This is a genomic window from Pseudomonas sp. B21-015, assembly GCF_024749285.1.
Classification (GTDB): Bacteria; Pseudomonadota; Gammaproteobacteria; order Pseudomonadales; family Pseudomonadaceae; genus Aquipseudomonas.
The window spans coordinates 3,833,876-3,854,687 of record NZ_CP087196.1 but is presented as its reverse complement, the minus strand read 5'-3'; the positions used below and the strand labels follow the sequence as shown (position 1 = coordinate 3,854,687).

At 58.6% G+C, this 20,812-nt stretch carries 18 protein-coding genes and 1 pseudogene; 3 read left to right on the top strand and 16 right to left on the bottom strand.

The genetic code is table 11. The features are described 5' to 3' along the window. Positions 1 to 38: 38 nt before the first annotated feature. From LOY38_RS17130 to LOY38_RS17095, 8 genes and pseudogenes are all read right to left on the bottom strand, one after another. Positions 39 to 779 (bottom strand): Mut7-C ubiquitin/RNAse domain-containing protein, encoded by a 741-nt coding sequence (locus LOY38_RS17130; protein WP_258696259.1) that lies wholly within the window; start codon positions 777 to 779, stop codon positions 39 to 41. Positions 780 to 1,091: 312 nt separating this feature from the next. Beyond that, on the bottom strand, positions 1,092 to 1,742 hold the full coding sequence (locus LOY38_RS17125; RefSeq protein ID WP_258696258.1) for a LysE family translocator: 651 nt from the start codon (positions 1,740 to 1,742) through the stop codon (positions 1,092 to 1,094). 49 nt (positions 1,743 to 1,791) lie between these two features. Beyond that, on the bottom strand, positions 1,792 to 2,715 hold the full coding sequence (locus LOY38_RS17120) for a hypothetical protein (protein WP_258696257.1): 924 nt from the start codon (positions 2,713 to 2,715) through the stop codon (positions 1,792 to 1,794). A gap of 1,190 nt (positions 2,716 to 3,905) precedes the next feature. Then, positions 3,906 to 4,081, bottom strand: a pseudogene (locus LOY38_RS17115) (AAA family ATPase); the annotation flags it as partial. A 116-nt stretch (positions 4,082 to 4,197) separates the two neighbouring features. Continuing rightward, positions 4,198 to 4,965: a phosphonate ABC transporter, permease protein PhnE gene (gene phnE / locus LOY38_RS17110; RefSeq protein WP_258696256.1), complete on the bottom strand. Its 768-nt coding sequence runs from the start codon at positions 4,963 to 4,965 to the stop codon at positions 4,198 to 4,200. Beyond that, positions 4,962 to 5,789: an ABC transporter permease gene (locus LOY38_RS17105; protein WP_258696255.1), complete on the bottom strand. Its 828-nt coding sequence runs from the start codon at positions 5,787 to 5,789 to the stop codon at positions 4,962 to 4,964. The genes phnE and LOY38_RS17105 overlap by 4 nt, the downstream gene beginning before the upstream one ends. Then, positions 5,783 to 6,580, bottom strand: coding sequence for a phosphonate ABC transporter ATP-binding protein (locus LOY38_RS17100; protein WP_258696254.1), 798 nt, complete (start codon positions 6,578 to 6,580; stop codon positions 5,783 to 5,785). Before LOY38_RS17100 ends, LOY38_RS17105 begins: the two co-directional genes overlap by 7 nt. Continuing rightward, positions 6,577 to 7,428, bottom strand: coding sequence for a putative selenate ABC transporter substrate-binding protein (locus LOY38_RS17095; RefSeq protein WP_258696253.1), 852 nt, complete (start codon positions 7,426 to 7,428; stop codon positions 6,577 to 6,579). Before LOY38_RS17095 ends, LOY38_RS17100 begins: the two co-directional genes overlap by 4 nt. A 409-nt stretch (positions 7,429 to 7,837) precedes the next feature. Between LOY38_RS17095 and LOY38_RS17090 the strand changes: the two genes are divergently transcribed. After that, positions 7,838 to 8,383, top strand: coding sequence for a hypothetical protein (locus tag LOY38_RS17090; protein ID WP_258696252.1), 546 nt, complete (start codon positions 7,838 to 7,840; stop codon positions 8,381 to 8,383). A 26-nt stretch (positions 8,384 to 8,409) separates the two neighbouring features. Here the strand turns inward: LOY38_RS17090 and LOY38_RS17085 are convergent, their stop codons facing one another. From LOY38_RS17085 to LOY38_RS17075, 3 genes are all read right to left on the bottom strand, one after another. Further along, positions 8,410 to 9,834 carry a hypothetical protein gene (locus LOY38_RS17085; protein ID WP_258696251.1) on the bottom strand — a complete coding sequence of 475 codons (1,425 nt, stop codon included), beginning with the start codon at positions 9,832 to 9,834 and terminating at the stop codon, positions 8,410 to 8,412. Between the two features lie 197 nt (positions 9,835 to 10,031). Beyond that, entirely contained in the window at positions 10,032 to 10,703 is a 672-nt protein-coding gene (locus tag LOY38_RS17080) for a bifunctional 2-polyprenyl-6-hydroxyphenol methylase/3-demethylubiquinol 3-O-methyltransferase UbiG (protein ID WP_258696250.1), read from the bottom strand. Positions 10,704 to 10,906: 203 nt separating this feature from the next. Continuing rightward, positions 10,907 to 11,266: a DUF6124 family protein gene (locus LOY38_RS17075; protein WP_258696249.1), complete on the bottom strand. Its 360-nt coding sequence runs from the start codon at positions 11,264 to 11,266 to the stop codon at positions 10,907 to 10,909. A 684-nt stretch (positions 11,267 to 11,950) separates the two neighbouring features. On the opposite strand from LOY38_RS17075, the gene LOY38_RS17070 reads away from it, so the two are divergent. Beyond that, the gene (locus LOY38_RS17070; RefSeq protein ID WP_258696248.1) at positions 11,951 to 12,331 is read left to right on the top strand and encodes a RidA family protein; all 381 of its coding nucleotides are present in this window, start codon (positions 11,951 to 11,953) and stop codon (positions 12,329 to 12,331) included. Positions 12,332 to 12,389: 58 nt separating this feature from the next. Here LOY38_RS17070 and LOY38_RS17065 read toward each other — a convergent pair whose 3' ends face one another. From LOY38_RS17065 to LOY38_RS17050, 4 genes are all read right to left on the bottom strand, one after another. After that, the gene (locus LOY38_RS17065; protein WP_258696247.1) at positions 12,390 to 13,955 is read right to left on the bottom strand and encodes an amino acid permease; all 1,566 of its coding nucleotides are present in this window, start codon (positions 13,953 to 13,955) and stop codon (positions 12,390 to 12,392) included. A gap of 128 nt (positions 13,956 to 14,083) precedes the next feature. Then, entirely contained in the window at positions 14,084 to 15,244 is a 1,161-nt protein-coding gene (locus LOY38_RS17060) for an iron-containing alcohol dehydrogenase (RefSeq protein WP_258696246.1), read from the bottom strand. A 3-nt stretch (positions 15,245 to 15,247) separates the two neighbouring features. Further along, on the bottom strand, positions 15,248 to 16,639 hold the full coding sequence (locus LOY38_RS17055) for an aldehyde dehydrogenase family protein (protein WP_258696245.1): 1,392 nt from the start codon (positions 16,637 to 16,639) through the stop codon (positions 15,248 to 15,250). 7 nt (positions 16,640 to 16,646) lie between these two features. Beyond that, positions 16,647 to 18,020 carry a glutamine synthetase family protein gene (locus tag LOY38_RS17050; RefSeq protein ID WP_258696244.1) on the bottom strand — a complete coding sequence of 458 codons (1,374 nt, stop codon included), beginning with the start codon at positions 18,018 to 18,020 and terminating at the stop codon, positions 16,647 to 16,649. A 237-nt stretch (positions 18,021 to 18,257) separates the two neighbouring features. On the opposite strand from LOY38_RS17050, the gene LOY38_RS17045 reads away from it, so the two are divergent. After that, positions 18,258 to 19,229, top strand: a complete 972-nt coding sequence (locus LOY38_RS17045; RefSeq protein WP_258696243.1) for a helix-turn-helix domain-containing GNAT family N-acetyltransferase — start codon at positions 18,258 to 18,260, stop codon at positions 19,227 to 19,229. 42 nt (positions 19,230 to 19,271) lie between these two features. On the opposite strand, the gene LOY38_RS17040 is transcribed toward LOY38_RS17045, so the two are convergent. After that, positions 19,272 to 20,786 carry an ABC transporter substrate-binding protein gene (locus LOY38_RS17040; RefSeq protein ID WP_258696242.1) on the bottom strand — a complete coding sequence of 505 codons (1,515 nt, stop codon included), beginning with the start codon at positions 20,784 to 20,786 and terminating at the stop codon, positions 19,272 to 19,274. Between the last annotated feature and the right edge of the window lie 26 nt (positions 20,787 to 20,812).

Here is a 20,812-nt window from a genome sequence, read left to right as displayed (position 1 = left end):
TGGGCTGTGGATGGGCGCAAAACGCCCGATGCACTCGGCTATCGGTTCAGCAGAGGTGCCAGCAGTGCACACATGCCGCGCCAGTGCGAACCCTCCCAGTAAATCCGTTGGCAGGCGTCGCAGCGCAGGAAGTGTGAATAGAGGACGCCAACGCGTGGCGGTACCTGCGGCCGGGCCAGTTCCGGGCTGATCTCGTGCAGCGGCAGGTTGCAATGAAGGCACAGGCTGAATGGGCGCGCGCTACGCGCCAGGTCGAGGCGCTCGTACAATTCGCGCAGCTGCAGCGACGGTTTCAGGGCGTGCACGTAACAGCCGTGGCTGATGATTCGCCGCTTGAGCAGTTCGCGGTCGCGGGTTAGCACGATGCGTCCTTGCTGCGCAGCGATCTCGGCGATCTCGGCATCCTCGAAGCCATTGTCGTACAGGGTGTCGAAGCCGCTCATGCGCAGCAGGCTGGCCAGCCCGCCAAGGTGCGCATCAGCGACGAAGCGCAGCACCCGTAAAGGTTGCGCACGAACCTTGAGCAGTGGGCTGATGTCCAGTGCTTCGAACTTGGGATACACCGCCAGCCGGTCACCGTCGAAGATCACCCGCTCGAAACCCACCGACTCGCCGTTGAGCAGCACCAGCTCGACCTCGGTGTGCGGTATCCCGAGCGCCTCGATCATGTGCTTGACCGTCGCCCCTCGCGCGCACTCGCAAGTGAAGGACTGCCGCCGCCGTTCGGCCGGCAGGAAATCGTTGAGCTCCTCGTAGAAGCGGAAGGTTGCACGGGTCATGTTGAACAGTATGGCAGGGCTGCGGGATGAGCGAGTCCAGTGCGGCAGCTTTCGACTGTGGATTCCTGTTAATGGGTTAGTTTGAGTTTTTTGCTTCGTGCAGGCGCACCTATCCCGTAATAGGCGTTTGGCGGCTTTTTTTGTGTGCCTATCCGCCTGAGAAATATAGAAAAACCTGGTACGCAGTGAATGCCGTAACCAGGTGATATAAAGCGTGTATTGTTCTGATCCGTTTCTCTCTGTTGCGAGATAAAAAAGTCACCTAAATGAGATCAGAAATTTATATGACGGAGCAGACAAAATCCGAGGATTTCACACGCTGTCGATCATTAAGCTAAAGTTGATGGAGAAAATAAGGGCTGCCGAGAAGCAGATAAACACAACACCCCCAATTCTATTGACGATCAAAAAGCCCCTGCCAAGAGAAACTTTTTGTCGTGCTGAGGTGGCGATATAGCCATAGGTGAAGTGAATCAAGAATACCAGTGCGCAGAACGTGGACGCCAACAGTGTGAATTGAGGAACGAACGGTTGGTCTGCCTTTATGAATTGCGGAAAAAGAGCCATGAAGAAAACGATTGGCTTGGGGTTAAGCATCGAAATGAAAAAACCCTGCCTGAATCTGGCTATCACACTGGGGGTGTATTCAGAGTGTGTTATTTCATTGAGGTTGTTTTGAAGTTTCGGTTTGGATCGCAGGAGCTTTAATCCAAGGTAAATGAGGTAAGCCGCACCCATTAGTTTAACGACGTTCATCATCCAGGCAGAGCTGGAAATAATCGCTCCCACACTGCTTGCCGCAATGATAGAGATCCCCCCCATGCCGAGGGTCACGCCAAGGATTCCAGGCAAAGCATTCTTCAGTCCATAGGTGAGTGAGTTTGTTAATGTCAGTAACACCCCAGGCCCCGGACTGGCGATCGTCAAGCATGATATCGTCACGTAAAAAAGATATTCTTCCACTGTTTATCTCCACGCAAAACAAAAGAAGGGCATAAGCCCTTCTGATTATTCAACTTGTTTTTGAAATTTTTAACGAACGGTACTCTTGACCTTCAAAGAACGGGCTGTCAACAAGAAGTTCGCCATGTTCCTTTGCGACTTCTAAGTGAAAGCGCGTCGGCCCCGAGTATTTGAAATGTTCGCGGGGAATTTCAAGGTCATAAGCGCGACGATAGTCATAGGTACTGGTGTCGCAGAAGAAGCGCATGACAAACGCTGCGCGCGAGCTTACGGGGCCTTCCTCCAGCATGATGCTTCGGTGAATGACATTCTTGTCGAAAATGAGCGCATCACCCACCTCGAATTCGTCCTCGACGGCAAAGTGATCCAGTAGCTTTTTAATCGCTGGGTCATTCAAAGGACCATCACGAAGGTGCACGAACTCATCGATGGTGGTCTCCTCGCCTCGCTCAATACGTTCCGATAGGAGTTGGAAAATCGAAGGATCGACGTGTTCATACATGAACGCACCCGATACGGCGTCTTTTGGGACATACGCCATACCGCCTCGTTGCCCTTTGGGGTCGATTTTGACCAAAGGAGCCCAGATTGTGCAGCCATAGTCTTCCGCTTGGTGATAGCCGAAACTTTGCGTACCGATATGCCAGGGGAAGCCCTTGTTTTTCATCTTTTCAAGCTCGAAGGAAAGAGCTTGGGCAAAAAACATGTTTTTACCCGTCAACGTTTTCATGACATGTTTGAAGTGGTCATCTTGAATAACGCTGGCAATCATCGGATCGCCATCATACATATCATATGCCAAACGGCTGAAGCCGCTCTGATACTTGTCAGTAGGCGTGGAGATACGGTCGCCAATGGTTGATGTCAAATAACCGGTTATATCTCTATTGTAAAAACCTTTGAGAAAAAGAAAGCCCTGCCTGCGAAACTTCATCACCTGATCTTCGGTTACTTGAAACTTTTCGTTGATCATTATAACTCCATGTTTTATTGGCTGATGTGGTGCAGGACATTTTCGTGTGCTATTAAATCCGACTAATTTCCATGCCCCAGGCGCCGTGCACTGTAAAGTGCCCATTGTGGGGGGCGGGATATAAAAAATCAGGTAGGAGATTTTATTGCCCGAATTCTAGGGTGTCTGAATAGCGGCAATTAGCATATAAGATGTCATTCCTTTCACTGATACAGCTCCTTCAATGAGAAGATCCTCTTCTCATTGAAGGAAAGCCTAATGTGCTAAAAACGCTTTGTAAATATTTTCTGAATATAAGATTCACCAGAGACTCGCAAACGCAATCTGCGTACTAGCTAAAATAAGTGTTCACCGCCCCAACGGTCCCCCACCACCCGCTTTGGACATCGAGATCAAGCAAGCGTGAGCAACCCTGCGGTGAAAGCAATCCTCGCAAAATCAGGCTTCTGGTTCCGCGTCAAAAAAGGGGGAGAAAGACCTTTGGGCAGAGGCTTCCGGACTCGGATTTCACGTAGCAGCGTGCAGAAAGGCGTTTACACCAGTCAATGATCAGGCAGTTTGGGCGGACTGACTGTTTTCAACAGAGTCGGTCGATTGCTGCCTGTCAGTAAGGGTGGCTCGCGACCCAAAGTTGGCGGTCGACACCGGCAGTTATCAGCCAGAAGTAGACATTTCTCATGTGTTTATACAAACGCGGAGGCAATTCACCCTGACCCCGCTAGCCCTGCTGATCACCTATGCAGTCAGGCAAGTTGGGGCCAATCTCGATCATGCCGGCGGAAACTCTGGGGACGCTGCTGAAGCCCCAAGACAGGTCCCCCATAGTTCACCAGGTCGTAGATCGCGCTTTCGCCAATCAGCTGGCCGTTGCGATTATCGTATAAGCGAAAAAAGGCCGGAAGTTCCCAGCTGAAAAACCACTCTAGCTGGTCCGGCTCGTCCGGGGGCGACTGGGGGTGAAGGAAGTCGGGCAGTACCCGGAAAGGGTTGAACTACTGAACTCGGTAGCAGCCGTTGGGGCTGATCCTGGCGGCGCCGACGGGCTTCGCCAGAGCCTTTTCCCACCACTGTGAAATGGCCCATTATCCCGCGCAGAACACGAGCGCACTGAGGGCTAAAGTCGGGAGTCGGGTTAGTTTTTTCATGTTCGGGGATCTATCTGAAACTTGCATGTGCTAACGCTAAATGCGCGGATCGACTGCCGGGATGGCGAAAGCGCGGAACTGTTCAGCGTCGGGCTCGACCCAACCAGGCTCCCAGAACAGCGTGTCCAGATGACCACGGGTAGGCTCAGGCGCTTGCCGAGGGCGCGGACGAGGGTAGATTTGCCGCTACCGGCATTGCCCAGAATCACAATCCGTTGCAGGGGACTTCCTGTCGCGAAAAAAGCCGGCGATTGTGCAGCTTTTGGATGTTCAGTTAAAGGCTGATGGGCGACCGCCGCACCGCGGGAACGAATTTTGTGTTGCTACGGCGCTGCACTCAAGCCTTGACCCAACGCTGACGGCTCCAGCTGCTCAATGTATCGACAGCCAATACCAGCAACAGCATGGCCAGAATAACCGTGCTCGCTTGAGCTTCCTGGAACAGGCTGAGGCTGACATAGAGCATTTGCCCCAAACCACCGGCGCCGACGAAGCCGAGCACACTGGCCATGCGGATATTGTTTTCCCAGCGATACAGAATGTAGGCCAGAAGCTGTGGCAACAGGTTGGGTAGCGTGCCGTAACAGAAAGCCCATACGGCATTGGCACCTTGCAAACGGATGGCGTCGGCGGGTTCGGGTGGGGTGTTTTCCAGTGCTTCGGCGAACAACCGGCCGAGCACGCCGGTGGTGTGCAGGGCTAATGCCAGGGTGCCGGCGTTGGGGCCGAGCCCGGCGGCCAGGACCATCAACGCGGCCCACACCAGTTCCGGCACTGCGCGCAAGGCGTTGAGCACCAGACGTGACGCGCTCTGCAAAGGCCAGCCGTAGCGTCCGGCCGCGGGCAATGCCAATAGCAGGCCGAATACCGCCGCGAGCAGGGTGCCAAGGGCAGACATGGCAAGGGTTTCCAGGGCGCCGTGGCCGATGGCTTGCAGATGCCCCAAGCTCAGGTCCGGGCTGAGAAAACGCTCGGCATAAGCGCCCATTTGCTTCAGGTTGCCGGTGCCGCCGAGTTCGCCGAGGTCGATGCCCAGATAGATGAACGAGGTGACGACCGCTGTGCCAATACACAGGAGCAGTGCCAGGTTGAACAAACGATTCATGTCAGCCTCCAGCGCAGCAGGCGGCTGAGTTGATCGGCGAGCAGCACCAGGACGAGGAACGTCAGCAACAGACTGGCCACTTCACCACCGGCGAACATGCGCAACGACAGATCCATTTGCTGGCCCAGGCCGCCGGCACCGACGAAGCCCATCACCACCGAGGCGCGGATTGCGCATTCCCAGCGATACACCGTGTACGACAGCAACTCCGCAGCGACATTGGGCAGGATTCCGTAACAAAAGGCTGCGAGCCGACCGCTGCCGGACTGCAGTAGCGCGTGGACCGGACGCTGGTCGACCGACTCGAAAATTTCCGCGTAGACCTTGCCCAGCATGCCGCTGTAGGTGATGGCAATGGCCAGAACCCCGGCCGTCGGGCCGAGGCCGACGGCGCGCACGAACAGCAGGGCCCAGACGATTTCCGGCACGCTGCGCAGAAAGATCAGTAAACCGCGTATGGGCCAACGCAGCAGTTGGCCCCAATAGCTCGGGTGGCCGGCCCGGGAGGCAGCGGACAGCGACAGAGCACGACTGGCGAGCAGGCTGGCGGGGACTGCCACCAGCAACGCCAGGGCCATGCCGGCCGTGGCGATGGCCAGGGTCTGCAGGGTGGCTTGCAACAACAGCTGGATGAACGCCTCGCCATGGGCCGGTGGCCAGAAGGCGGATACAAACCGGCCCATCTCACTCTGACTGTCACTCGCCACCAGCACACTGAGGTCCAACTCGCTGAAGCGGATGCCGGGCCACAACAGGGCAAGGGCCAGCAGGCTGAGCAGCAGACGGGGCAGGGCGGCCGGATCGCGAGTGCCAGACGTCAGCATCGGGGAATCTGCACACTCAAGGGCGGCGGGGCAATCGGTGGGGATTGCAGTTGTTCGTTGGCGTAGAGCTTGTCGAGCAACTCGTGATCGACTTCGCTGGCCGGAAGGTCGAACAGGATCTGTCCATCACGCAAGCCGATGATGCGCGAAAAGTGCGCCAGGGCCAGCTCCACCGCATGCAGGCTGGCGACCAGGGTGACGTCGTGCTGCCGGGCATGGCGACAGAGCACCGAAAGCGTGTGCTGGGCCAACACCGGGTCCATGGCCGATACCGGCTCATCGGCGAGCAACACCTCGGGTGCTTGATACAACACGCGGGCAATGCCCACGCGCTGTAGCTGTCCACCGGACAGTTGTTGGCAATGCGCGAACAACTTGTCACTCAGGTCCAGCCTGGTCAATGCCGCGCGTGCGCCCGGAATATCCAGCGGATGCAGCAGGTTCAGCAGGCTCTTGCCCAGCCCCCACTGACCCAGCTTGCCGGCCAGCACCGCGGTGACCACGCGCTGGCGCGGGGGCAGGGGAGGCGCCTGATGGATCAGGCCGATGCGAGCACGCAGCCGCTGACGTTGACGGGCAGAAAGCTGCCAGACGCGCTCGCCGAGCACCTGCAGCTCGCCTTTGCCCGGACGCAGGGCGGTGGCCAGCAGATGGAGCAAGCTCGATTTTCCCGCACCGGACGGACCAATGATGGCGACCTGTTCGCGTGCCCCGATGTGCAGGTCCACGCCACGCAGCGCCTGGACGCCGTTGGCGTGGGTAAGGCTGACCTGGGTCAGATGCAATGTCATTTGAGCAGTTCGGCGGCGCGTGCGGCTTCCTCGATGCCCTTGTAGTTCTCAGGCTTGGTTTCGATGAACCGGCTGGCGGCCTGCAGATCCAGAATTTCCTTGTCTTTCGGGTTCGCCGGATCGAGCGCCAGGAACGCAGCCTTTATCTTGGCCGCCAGCGCCGGGTCGAGGGTTCCGCGCACCGTCCAGTTGTAGTCGAAGTACGCCGGGGTGGTCGAAAACACTTTGACCTTGGTGGTATCGACCTTGCCGGCGGCGACCAGTTTTTCCCACACGCTGGCGTTGAGCACCCCGGCGTCCACCTTGCCGGCCTGGACCCAGGCGACAGTGGCGTCATGGGCACCGGAATAGCCTACGCGACTGAAGTAGCTTTCCGGCTTGATGCCCTCCTTGAGCATGAAATAGCGCGGCATCAGACTGCCGGACGTGGAGGACACCGAGCCGAATGCAAAGGTCTTGCCCTTGAGATCGGCGAGGGACTTGACGGCCGGGTCGGCGGTGATGAATTTGCTGGTGAATTGGGCGTCCTGTTCGCGCTGTACCAGCGGAATGGCATTGCCGGTTTTCAGGCGTGCCTGCACGAACGTGAAACCGCCCAGCCAGGCCAGGTCGATGCGGTCGGTGGCCAGCGCCTCGACCACGGCCGGATAGTCGCTCACGGGCACGAACTCGACCTTCATGCCCAATTGTTGTTCCAGATAGGCGCCAAGTGGCTTGAACTTGCGCAGCAGTTCGGTCGGGGCTTCATCGGGAATCGCGCTGACTTTCAGGGTGTCGGCGGCTTGCGCCAGCAGGGTGCCAAAAGACAGGATCAAGCCGACGGCCACTGCCAGGGTACGCTTGAGCATGGAAGATCTCCGGTGCATTTACGGAAGAATGTCGAGGCGCCTGGCACAATCTGATTGCTGCGTGGCGCTTTGTGAGGGTAGCCGAAATGGAGCGAAATTGACTGCTTTTGGGCTATTGCTGTTTATTGCGAAGGGCAGCAAATGACGAGCCGAACACTATACATGTGGCGAGGGAGCTTGCTCCAGCTCGCCTGCGTAACACAGTGGACTTAAAGGCGCGACGAAAATCCTGTGGGAGCGGCGGTGCGGTTTAACAGAAATTCCGTTTACACAAAATCTGAGACACCCTCCATGCAGGTGACGGATTTATGGAATAGTGCTTTGTAAAGGCGTACAGGGTCACATGGAATAGTCATGTGAGCCTCGTATGAGGCGGCTCTCAACCAAGTATGGATGCGACGGACAAACAATGAACACTGCTCAACTATCGATTCGACAGTACATAAAAGCCAAGGACGGCAACCGTCCACATTTATTGCGCAAGGCCTTTGCGTCAGACGCGATATTGGACATGGTCGTGCACACCGGATCCATCTCGTTTCCACCCCACGTTGAAGGCCTTGGACCTATCGGTGATGTGCTGGTCAGCCGATTCGGGCAGACCTTCGAAAACGTCTATACCTTTTGCCTGGGAGGCCAACCTGAACCGCAGGCCAAAACATTCCAGTGCAAATGGCTGGTCGGCATGTCCGACAAGCACTCCGGTGAAGCCCGGGTCGGTTGCGGTCTGTATGAATGGCAGTTCAGCCCCGAGTCGGGACTTGTCCAGAGGCTCACTATCACCATTGAGCACATGAAAACCCTGCCAGCGACTGATCTGGACTGCATCATGGAGTGGGTATCGCATCTGGATTACCCATGGTGCTGTCCGGAAGCGTTAGTGAGCAATGCTCCAGACATAGACACGCTTGAAGAGGTGATCCAGTACGTTGTGGCCAATATTCCGACCGATTGATTTCAGATTCCAGTGCGGTGCTGATCTTACTGTCGCGGGTAGGGCGTCTCGCTAAGCGCCTCGGGTTTTACGAATGTCTTGAAAAAATTGACTACCGGTGATGCCTCACAAGTGTCTCGTGTCACGATTGTGCCGCGGTTACGCACCTGCGGTACTTTGCAAATATCCGGGGTCCTGGCCTGGAGTTTCTGATCGCTGCAGGCCCGGCAAATGCGATCGAATGCCGCTTCGAGTTGCAGTGAGTAGTCGAGGGGGTTACCCACCATTGAACCCGGATGGCGTGTTCCGCCTTGGGTATTCATGAAAAACTTGCTGACGTGGGCTCGGACTTTTTCCGGCGTAAAACTTGAGTCCAGCTTGAACGAGTCCACCAAAGGCTGGTCGCGACGCCACTGGGCGGCCGCGTGGCACGCAAGGCATGACGAGCGAGGATTATCCGCCGGGCCATTCAGACGCCCCTGAAAACCCGGATAGGGTCGCTGCGGCCAATCGGCCTCGGATGCTGACCAAACCACACCGCGCAGCTCCTGGTTGATTTTGCTCTGGCTGAGGGTGGTCGTTTTGTTCCAGGCCGGATCCAGGGCACCTGGATCATTCCCCCACATGAGACCGACGGGAACCAGGTTGTCGAGCAGCCAATCTCCTTTGAAACCGTCGGGGCTCAAGGGCTTGCGCCAAACAAACGTCCCCATTACCCACCCGGTGTCCTTCGCGTTCGGGTCTTTTACTGCGATGTCGACTTGCAGCAATCGCATTGGCCTCGGTTCTCGGCCATCGACTCCAGCCTTTTCACCACGCGGGTCACCCTCGGGGTTTATGTAGGCGTCGATCTCAGGTGAGCCTTCGAGGTACGGCACTTGCCCGACATCCGCAGTGGTGAAGAGGAATTTGAATGACGCAGACTGAGCGGGAAAAGCAAAAGTCGCTGGGGCTTGGGGGTTGCAAGGATCCTTGAAAATTTGACCGATTGCGTACGCGCCCGGGCGGTTGTACCAACCCACCGCCCACGTCTGGATGCCATCGCCTGAGGTTTTCGAAAGATCCCCAGGGTCCGGGCCGCGCTCTGCGGTCAGGCCGTTGAGACGTTCACGACCATTGAGGCTGTAGTCCATCCACGGCACGATCCACCACTCTGCATTTGGATTCATCGTCAGTCGGCGCTGGTCGATGTGGATGCCGCTGGCCCGAATCTCTTTAAGAAACGCAGCCATATAGTCGCGCCAGTCAGATTCGAACCTCACCCCTTGCCAGGCAAATACGGAAGTTCCAGGAGCGCTTGGCAAGTCCGTACGCCAAGGCAAATGAATGGCGCCTGCACCTGCGTTTGCGTCTGGATCGTAAGCGGAACTTGCCGAAGGAGGAAAAGTGCATTGTGCATGCGCTACCAGTGATGCCGTGGCGAGCAGAATGGCGAGACCGATATTTCTGCTCAGTAGCTCAAGCCGGCTCATGATTGCAGTCCTTTGCAGGGGAGGGCAGGTGAAGATTAGCTACTATTTGGCGACTTGCTAGGGTCCACGGATTCGACACCTGAGCGTGGAGGGGGCGCTTTGAGTCGCCCACCCTTGCAGGCGTGTTCAAGTGTCCGCTTGTGGCGAACTGTAACTTTGACCCTTCAACAGCCACGCCACTAAACCAGGTGTGGGGCTCACCCCCGTCGCTCGGCCACCAACAGTAACGACTGCGGCACAGGGCTTTGCGGGTGCTGCGGCTCCTGCAAGCCGGCCAGTCGAAAACCGGCCAAGTCCAGCGCATTGAGCCAACTGGACAGGGTGCGGAAGTACCACGGCATGGGTTGCCACTGCCCCTTGAACCCAGCGAAGGTCTCTTTGCGCCAACCATCCTGATAGTCGCCCGCTGCCGCGGTCCACGGATGTAGCGTCTGGATCACCAGCGCGCCGCCAGGGGCGAGCAGGGCGTTCATGGCGGCGAGCAGAGGGATGATGTCCTGGTGCAGCAGGGCGAAGTTGGCGCAGATCAGGTCGTAGTCGCTGCCGATGTCCACCTTCGCCGCCACCAACGCTTCATAGCTCGCCAAATGCACCCGCGAAGAGCCCGCCGCCCGCGCCGCCTCAACCAGCGTCGCATCGCCATCCACACCCACCGCGTTGATGGCCCGTTCAGCCAGCGCGCGCAACAGCCAGCCCTCGCCGCAGCCCAGGTCGAGCACGCGCTCGGGTTGGCGGCCTAGCACCGCCAGCAGGATTGCCTGGTCGGTGACCTTGAGGCGGCTTTCGATAGTGCCGGTGCGAATGGCTTCGATCCAGGATTGGGCGTTGTGGTGCCAGCTTTGGAGGAGGTTGGATTCGGAGGCAGGCATTTCGATGTCCGGAGTGGGGGTTGGATGGAAGGATAGGACAAGTGCTGGTGGAGCGGAGCTTGTCGGTGACGTTTTACCTGTAAACGGCGCACGAACGGTGCGAAGGCGCCCCGGCGAACGTCAACAAGCTTGCGATGCCGGCTAATGGGCGTTCCATAAAAAAACGGCCTTGGTTAAGGCCGTTTTTTCAACAGACGAAGCTATTAAGCCTGCGGATCGATATTGTCCAGAACCCGGTTCACTGCCAGTTCGCCCAGCATGATGACCTGTTGCAGCGCCAGCATCGTGTTGCGTTGCGGCCCTTCCAGCAGACCCGCGATATCACTGGCCATGACACTCGCCGATGCCAACGACTCACAGGCGTGGGCCAGCAGGCTTTCCGAATCGACACCGGGCGCGACGATAAACATTGTGCTCGGTTTACGGGCCGCGGCGGGTTCTTTGGGGGGCTTGAGGTAATGATCGAGCGCGCGTTCAGCGGCTTCGTTGAGCTTTTTTGAATGGGTGGATTCGTATGGGGATGCCGGATCGGTGTCCGGTGGATTGGGTGTTACTTTGAACATTGGCTCTAACCTCTATATGAGTGAGGCCGCAACCAGTTCGCGACTAAACGAAATGGAGGCAGCTGTGCACAGGTTAGTCGACCGATGAGCCAAGAAATCGGCGCGCCGAAGCGCCCTGCGCACAGCCACCATCAAGTGCAGGGATGGGATACCTGACTGATAGAAGCATGTGCATCTTGACATCAACGGGCGACTAAACCCGACCACTGATGGGCAGTGGCAGGGAAACGATAGAGGCCAGGGCCAAGGCGCACAAGCCGGCGGATTCTGGCGTAGTTGTAGGCAACGGCGCAAGACGCTGTAGCTTGCAGGAAGTAACACTGACACTGATTAAACACGCTCTCCCATACACCCGAAATCCCCCTGTAGGAGCTGCCGAAGGCTGCTCCTACAGGGAAATCTCCTTCGTCATCCAGGTTGTGCAAGGCATGTGTACGACAAGTCACGATACGTGGGGCCCGCCGGCGAGAAACTGACCCGTTTCTATCGTCAGTTCCTGTAATGGCTATCGTACTGCCCGTCTGCTTGCTTTCCAGGTTTTCGAGCTAATTCACGAACGGCCCGACGATGGAACTGTAAACTGGCCGCGCAAAAAGGCGTTGCCTCATTGAAGGCTTCAGCGGTCTTGGCTGACCGGGCCCGCGACCGCGACCGTCCCTTTACCACCTCAAGCGAGAGACCCCCATGGCTAACCACGACCTCACTTTCCTCCCCGATCCAGATGCGGAATCCATCTCCTCCGACGTCGCCGGTTTCGGCGGCCTGCTGGTCTCCACCCAGATCCCCACCCGCGCCGACGGCAGCCTGGAGCTGGGCGACATCGCCCTGCAGAGCGAGTGCACCCTGCAGGCGCTCAAGGTAGCGCTGGAGCGTGCCGGCAGTTCCATGGACCGGGTTCTGCATCTGACCATCTACCTCACCGACATGGCCGACCGCGCTGCCTTCAACGAGGTCTACCAGCGCTTTTTCGCCAAGCCCTGGCCGGTTCGCGCCGCCGTTGGCGTGGCTGCCCTGGCAGTCGAAGGCATGCGCGTGGAAGTCACCGCGATGGCGGCCAAGGGCTGAGTCCGTGGACCTATCCGGCGGCCCTGCTCAGCGGCCCTGCTTTGCATGGCTGTCGCGATCAGCTTCCCGCTTGTTTATTCAACGCCTCTTCAACCGCGGCAATTTCTGCCTGACGCTTGATGATCATCTCGCCCACGGGCGGGCCCTGGAAGCGTCGGGCTTCAAAGGCGAACCAGATGATTGCCGTCAGAATCAGAAAACCGAGCGTGATGTACAGCGCCCAATCGTTCGGTGGCTGGATGCCGATGGCAAAGATCAGCACCATCGAGAGGATCGAGAGGATGGCGAACAACGAGTACAACGCGCGCCCCATGTTCCATGGTCCCATGGTCGGCCACTTCGCAGTCCCGTAGGTAAACAGCCCCAGCACGATGGGAATGATGAAAGAGAAGAACAGGAAGATCACCGTACAAGAGACCACGATCGTGTACACCGGCGTTTCGCCGATCGATACCAGCGACGATCCCCAGACGAACAGCACCGCGAGCGTGGCACCGGTCCAGATCGCCGCCACCGGGCTGCGATGGCTCGGTGAGACCGTGGCCAGTGCTTTGGAGAAGGGCAGGCCGCCGTCACGGGAGAAGGCGAAGATCATGCGTGAGACCGAGGTCACGGTCGCCAGCCCGCAGAGAAACTGCGAGATGAAAATCGCCACATAAAGCGCCATTTTGATAGCCGGGTTCACCTGGCTGTCCATCGCCCAGAAGAATACATTCCAGCCCTGCTTGGCGGCCTCATCCATGCTCGGCAACATCAGTACAAACGAGCAGAGCATGACCCAGCCGAACAGCAACGACCAGGCCACCGACGTGACCATCCCGAGCGGGACCGACACGGCAGCCTTGTGGGTCTCTTCAGAAGTATGCGCGGAGGCGTCATAGCCGGTGATGGTGTAGATCGGCAGGAGCAGGCCGAGCATGAAAATCCAGCCGTTCGACACTTGTGGCCAGACGTTGCCGCCGGCCGCGCCGGAGTAGTTGCTGAAGGTCACCAGGCGGACGAACTCATAGCTGGGCGCGGCGATCAGGCAGACGATGGTCAGCGCGGTTGCCGTGGCGAAGATCAAATAGCCCGAGAAGTCGGTGAGCTTGGCGGTCAGGCCGATGCCGAAGTGGTTACACAAGGCCTGGATGCCGGTCAGGATCGCCAGGAAAATGACCCGTGTGGTGATCGTGTCTTGCATGCCCAGGGTCGGTCCGAAGGCTCCGAAAAAGAAGTAATAAGTGCCGACGTTGATCGCGCCGAGCACCGTGATCAATCCCAACAGGTTGAACCAGGCCGTCAGCCAGCCGGTGAAGCGGTTACCGAGAATCGAGCCCCAGTGATAGAGGCCGCCAGCGGTTGGGTAGGCCGAGGAAATCTGCGCCATGGCCATGGCGAAAACCCCGGAAATCAGGCACCCCAGTGGCCAGCCGATACCGATTGCCGCGCCGCCTGCACCCGAGGTGCCCTGTGCCAGCGAGTTGATGCCACCCGAGAGGATGCAGATGATCGAAAAGGAAATGGCGAAGTTGGAGAAAACGCCCATGCGTCGCGAGAGTTGCTGGGCATAGCCCATGCTGTGCAACACCTTGAGGTCGTCGTCTTGTGGCGCGGTGGCGCCGGGTTGGCTTACAGGACTCATAATGTGTGCCTTGTCAGGTTTTGATACATAGCCATCCGCGTTATGCGTTGCCGAATGGGACTGTCTTCAACCCCCTGTCTTACTGCTCCTGCGTCTAATGGATAAAAACCATCCATGCGGTGGCCGTTCTAAAGACGACCGTGATAAGCCGCTGCGAAAATTTCTGCCGCGCCATTTCGTGTCAACGGCAGCGGATTGCCGCCGGCGCAGGGGTCGACAATCGCCATGTCCGCGATCAGATCGGCCTGCTGATCATCCACCCCTAGCTCAAATAACGTATGGGGTACGCCGATGTCCTTGCGCAGCTTGAGGACGAAGGCCAGGAAGCTGTCGAAGCCCGGGGAGGGCAAGCGCAGATAAGCCGCCAGACGGGTGATGCGTTCCTCGATGGCCGGGCGATTGAACTTCAGCACATAGGGCATGAAGGTGGCATTGGTCATGCCGTGGTGGGTGTCGTACAGGGCGCCCACCGGATGCGAGAGGGCGTGCATTCCCCCCAGGCCTTTCTGGAAAGCGGTGGCACCCATCGCGGCCGCCGCCAGCATTTGCGCGCGCGCGTCGAGGTCGGAGGGGGTGTGTACCGCCCGTACCAGGGCATTGGCTACCAGCCGCATGCCTTCCACCGCGATACCTTCAGCCATGGGATGAAAACCGGGAGCGCAGTACGATTCCAGGCAATGGGAAAACGCATCCATGCCGGTGCCGGCGGTGACCTTTGCCGGCATGCCGATGGTGAGGGCCGGGTCGCTGATGACCACACGCGGCATCATCTTCGGATGGAAAATGATGCGTTTGGTGTGTGTACGCTCGTCGATGATCACCGCTGCACGGCCCACCTCGGAACCGGTGCCCGCGGTGGTTGGCACCGCAATGATCGGGGCGATGTTGCCTTCGTCGGCGCGTGTCCAGTAGTCGCCGATGTCTTCGAAATCCCAGACCGGTCGGGTCTGGCCGCTCATGAAGGCAATGAGCTTGCCCATGTCCAGGCCGCTGCCACCGCCAAAGGCGACCACGCCATCGTGTTGGCCGGCGCGCCAGGCGTCGAGCCCTCCCGCGAGGTTGGCTTCAACCGGATTGGGCTTGAGGTCAGAAAACAGCGCTACACCGAGGCCGGCAGCGCGCAAGGATTCCAGCGCCGCCGTGGCGATCGGCGCACGCGCCAGGCCACTGTCGGTGACCAGCAGCGGTCGCTGGATATTTTGACTGCGGCAGACCTCGGCCAGCTCGGCGATGCGGCCGACACCGAAGCGGATGCTCGTGGGGTAGTTCCAGTTCGCGGTCAGGCTCATGGCTCAGATCTCGTGGCGCAGATGAAAGGATTTCGCGCGGGTCAGGTGTTCATAGCCAAGGCGCGACAGCGTTATGCCGCGCCCGCTGTTCTTCACTCCGGTCCAGGCCAGGGCCGGGTCCAGGTAATCGCAGCGGTTCATGAACACGGTGCCGGTGGCGATCTCGTTGCCGATCCATTCGGCGGCGGTCAGATCCTGGGTCCAGATCGAGGCGCTGAGCCCGAATTCACTGTCGTTCATCAAGGCGATGGCTTCGTCGTCGCTGGCCACCGGCATGATGCCGACCACCGGGCCGAAGCTTTCCTCGCGCATCACCGCCATTTGATGGGTGACGTCCACCAATACCTGCGGTGCGAGGTAGGCGCTGCCCGGTGCGTCGGCGGGAAAGTCCTTGGGATCGATCAGTGCCCTGGCCCCTTGTGCCAGTGCATCGGCGATCTGCCCGCGAACGAACTCAGCGGCACCCGGTGTGACCAGCGGGCCGAGCGTGGTGGCTTCGTCCAGTGGGTTGCCCAGCACGTATTGGCGGGTCAAGGCGGCGAAGCGCTCGACAAACGCCGGGTAGATTTTTTTATCGACATAAATACGTTCGACGGCGCAGCAGCTCTGCCCGGAGTTGAAGAAGCTGCCGTCCACCAGATTCTCCACCGCATGCTCAAGGTTGGCGTCTGCCCGGACGTAGGCCGGGTCTTTGCCGCCAAGCTCCAGCCCCATGCCGAGGAAGCCTCCGACGGCCGCGTGTTCCATGGCCGTGCCGCCATCGACAGAGCCGGTGAAGTTCACCTGCTGCACGCGTCCGGAGGTAATGATCGCCGCGGTATAGACATGACTGAGCACCAGGTTATGAAACAGCCCTTCAGGCAGATGGGCGCGGCGAAAGGCCTCGGCGAAACGCTCACCGACCAGCAGCGTTTGTGTAGCGTGTTTGAGGATCACGCTGTTGCCGGCCATCAGCGCCGGGATGATCGTATTCACCGCCGTCAGATAGGGGTAATTCCACGGTGCGACGACCAGCACCGTACCCAGCGGTTCGCGCTTGATACAGCGCTGAAAACCCGCAACAGGCGCGGGCTCCAGCGTTGCTAAAGCTTCAGGCGCGATGGCGATCATGTGCCGGGCACGTTCTTCAAACCCGCGCAATTCGCCGGCGCCAAAGCGAACCGGGCGGCCCATTTGCCAGGCCAGTTCCGGCACGATCTCGGCCTGCATCGCCAGCATCGCGTCCACGGCAGCGTTGCAAAAGGCGGCACGTTCGCTCAGTGGCCGGCGTTTCCATTGCGCCTGGGCGGTTGCGGCCGCCACCAGCGCCTGCTCGATCTGTACCGCATTGGCACACTGGCGTTCGGCGTAGACCCGGCCATCGACCGGTGAGATGAGTTGCACTGTCGCAGTCATAGCGTACTCAATAGCGCTCGAAGCCGCGCTGCAGTTCCCAGTCGGTTATCCGTCGGTCGTACTCTTTCTGTTCCCAGTCGGCGGTGTGCACGTAGTGGTCGATCACTTCATCGCCGAACGCCTCGCGCAACATGCTCGAAGCCTTGAGGGCGGCGCAGGCCTCGCGCAGGGTTTTCGACACCTCAGGCAACTGCTCATCGACGTAGGCATCGCCCTCGAAGGGTGGCGCGAGCTCGAGCTTCTCGTCGATGCCGGCCAGGCCCGCGGCGATCAGGGCGGCGAAGGCCAGGTAGGGGTTGAGGTCAGCACCGCCGATGCGGCATTCGATGCGGATGGCCTTGCTGCCTTCGGCGCACAAACGAAAGCCCGCGGTGCGATTGTCCCGGCTCCAGACTGCCCGCGTCGGCGCGAAGGTGCCGGCCTGAAAGCGCTTGTACGAATTGATATAGGGCGCGAGAAAACAGGTGATGTCGTTGGCGTATTTGAGCTGCCCGGCCACCCACGAACGCATCAGTTTCGACATGCCGAACTCAGCCTTGGGGTCGAAGAACAGCGGCTTCTTGGCATTCTTGTCCCACAGCGAATTGTGGATATGGCTGCTGGAGCCGGCGGCGTCATAGCGCCACTTGGCCATGAACGTAATTGCCTTGCCCTGCAGTTGCGCGATCTCTTTGCAGGCGTGTTTGATGATGACGTGATGGTCGGCCATGGTCATGGCATCGGCGTAACGGATGTTGATTTCTTCCTGACCCGGCCCCCATTCGCCCTTGGAGTTTTCCACCGGAATGCCGGATGCTTGCAGATGTTTGCGAATCGCCCGCAGCACCGGCTCCTCGCGGGTGGTCTGCAGGATGTTGTAATCCTCGATGTAGTGGCCGGCGGTCTTCGGCTGGTGGTAGTTGCGCTCGTGGATTGCCTGGTAACTTTCGTCGAACAGATAGAACTCCAGTTCAGAGGCGAACATGCCGGTATAGCCGCGCTCGCGCAGTCGCTCGACTTGTTTTTTCAGGATCGCCCGCGGGCTGTGGGGCAGGTCTTTTCTGTGGTGATGATCGAGCACGTCGCAGAGCACCAGCGCCGTGCATTCCAGCCACGGCACGCGACGCAACGTGGCCATGTCGGGTTTGAGCACAAAATCGCCATAGCCTTTGCTCCAACTGGCAGCGGCGTAACCCGGCACCGGTTCCATGTCGATGTCGTCGGCCAGCAGGTAATTGCAGCAGTGGGTTTCTTCATGACCGCTGTCGATGAAAAATTCGACCTGGAATCGCTTGCCGACCAGTCGCCCCTGCATATCGACCATGCAGACCAGCACGGTATCGATTTCGCCGGCGGCAGCGGCGCGCTTGAGTGCTTCGAAACTGAGGAGAGGCTCGGTCATCACGTCAGTCCTGCATGAAAGGTTTGGGCCTGTCTGAGATAGCTGTTGCAGACGCTCTCCAGAAAAAACCAAAACCTGCAGACGCGAGCATCGTGAGCAATGAGCTGCTGAAAGCTTAGCCTACTGCTGCTGTGTGCAAGTTTTGGCGACTCGAAACCGAGAAAGGGACCGGCCTCAATTGACGAGTATTTAGTTGTGCTATACAACTAAATGGTCGTTTCGTTCGGGGTGATTTCCATGATCCATTCTCAATCAGACTTGACTAACCAAGTCCGTTCGGCGTCGCGTCTATTGGTGCGAGAGTTGGGGTTCATGAAGGCCACGCTGGCTGCGACGGACTATCCGCCTTCATCCGTTCACACCATCGTGGAGATTGGGGAACGGGACTCGCTGACGGCAGGGGAACTTGTGGCGCTTCTCGGCCTGGAAAAGTCCTCCGTGAGCCGGATGGTGCGCAAGCTCATTGAGGCCGGCGAGATCGAAGAAATTCCACACGAGGAGGATGCGCGCTCAAAGAAACTGCGACTCACGGTGCAGGGCAAGAAGACCCTGCGAGCGATTGATTCGTTCGCCAGGGAGCAGGTGGGCGCGGCCATGACGTACCTGACGAGCGAGCAACAGCAGGCCGTGAATGAGGGCATCGCCAACTATGCCGTCGCCCTGCAATCCCACAGACTCGGTACAGCGCCGCCACCGCCGATGCAGCTGGACATCGCTCGGGGCTACCGACCCGGAATCATCGGCCGCATTGTGCAAATGCATGCCGACTACTACGCAAGGCATTCGAATTTCGGCCAGCCGTTCGAGAGTCTGGTTGCATCGGACATGGCGGAGTTGATGGGGCGTTTGCACAATCCACGCAACGAGGTTTGGGTGGCTTTGGACGGCCAGCGAATGGTCGGCTCCATTGCTATAGACGGCGAAGGAGAGGGCGGTGAAGCGATTCTGCGCTGTTTCATTCTTGATGACTCGGCGCGAGGCAAGGGCGCAGGCAAACGCTTGTTGGCTGAAGCCATAAAGTTCTGTGACGAACACGGCTTTTGCGCGACGCGGCTTTGGACGTTCAAGGGCCTTGATGTGGCTCGTAAACTGTATGAAGACTTTGGTTTTAGATTGGAGCAGGAGCAAGAGGGGCAGCAGTGGGGGGCAACGGTTATCGAGCAGTGTTTTGTACGACCTGCTGAAAAAATCGTGAGCTCGAATGGGTAATCACTGATTGCGCTGGAGCTGCTTGCTCCAGCGCAACGCTCCTTAGTTCTTTACAGTCTCCTCGAGAGAGAAACGCCCCAGTGGATTTTGCTGGAAGTGTTCGATGTTCTTGCGCGAAATGTTGATGTACGGGCTGTAGTAAAGGTCGATCCAGTTGACGTCCTGTTTGGCTATCTTCTGCAAGTCGACATAGACCTGTTCACGCTTGATCGGGTCTGCTTCTACCCGGGCAGCCGACACCAGATTCTTGACCTTGTCGTTCTTGTAGCGGGTCATGTAGTTCATGTTGGTATCGTGGCCCAGAACGAACGTGGTCTTCTGATCCGGGTCGAGGATGTCGTTGGTCCAGTACATCACGGACAGGTCGTAATCACCGTCGACCAGCATCTGCCAGCTCTGGGTCGGGTCGACCTTTTGCAGGGTCGCGGTCACACCGACGGCTGCCAGTTGCTGTTGAACCAGCACGGCAATCTGCTCGTCGGCTTCGTTACCGGCGTTGACCACGTAGTTCAGCTTCATGCCCGCTGCGCCGGCATCGGTCAGCATCTGCTTGGCTTTGGCCGGGTCAAACGGACGCTTCAGGTTGTCTGCATAATGGTAAAGCGAGCCCTTGGGGATGTAGGAGTAAGCCTCCTGACCATGACCGAAGGTGACGGTATCGACCACCGACTTCTTGTTGATAGCCATGTCCAGTGCCTGACGTACTTCAGGCTTGGCCAGCAATCCGTGTTCATGGTTGATCAACAGGTGATCTTCCCGAGTGGAAGGGTCGGAGTGGATGGTCAGGTTGGGATCCTTGCGCAGCGCATCGACCCGCGAAAACGGTACGAAAATCGCTGAGTCCAGCTCGCCTGCCTGCACCTTGAGCATCCGGGTATTGTCGTCTGGAATGGAGATCCACTCCACGCCATCCAGGTTGACCTTGTCGGCCTGCCAGAAGTGCGGGTTCTTCTCCAGCTTCACGCGATCGCCACGCAGCCACTCTTTGACAAAAAATGCCCCTGACACCACAGGCTCCTGAGCATAGGCATCCTCGCCCATGCGGGTCATGGCCTTTTGCGAGAGAATCGACACGGTCGGCGAGGCCAGTTGCGAGAGGAACGGCACCGACGGGGTGGTCAGGGTGACCACCAGAGTCTGCGGATCGGCGGCTTTCGCCGTGTCGATCAGCTTGTAGGCATCGCTCCACAGCGAGGCCTTGTTATCGCGAATACGCAGCAGGCTGAACGCTGCATCATCGGCTGTAATCGGCGAGCCGTCGGAGAATTTCGCCGAGCGCAGTTTGAATGTGTAGGTCAGGCCGTCGTCGGAGACTTTCCAGCTTTCAGCCAGACCGGGCTCCATCTTGCTGCCGGCCTTGTTTACCCGGACCAGTGTGTCGTAGACATTGGAAAACACCCAGGTATCGCGGTTTTGCGCGCTCTTGATCGGGTCGAACGTGGTGCTTTCTTCACGGCAACCGATGGTGAGTACACCCGCCGCCTGAGCAATACCGCTGGCTAGAGTGCAAGCGGTCAACGTGGCCGCGGCGAGCAATTTCAAATGCCTGGATCTCATGGTCAAACTCCTTCTTGATGAGTGGG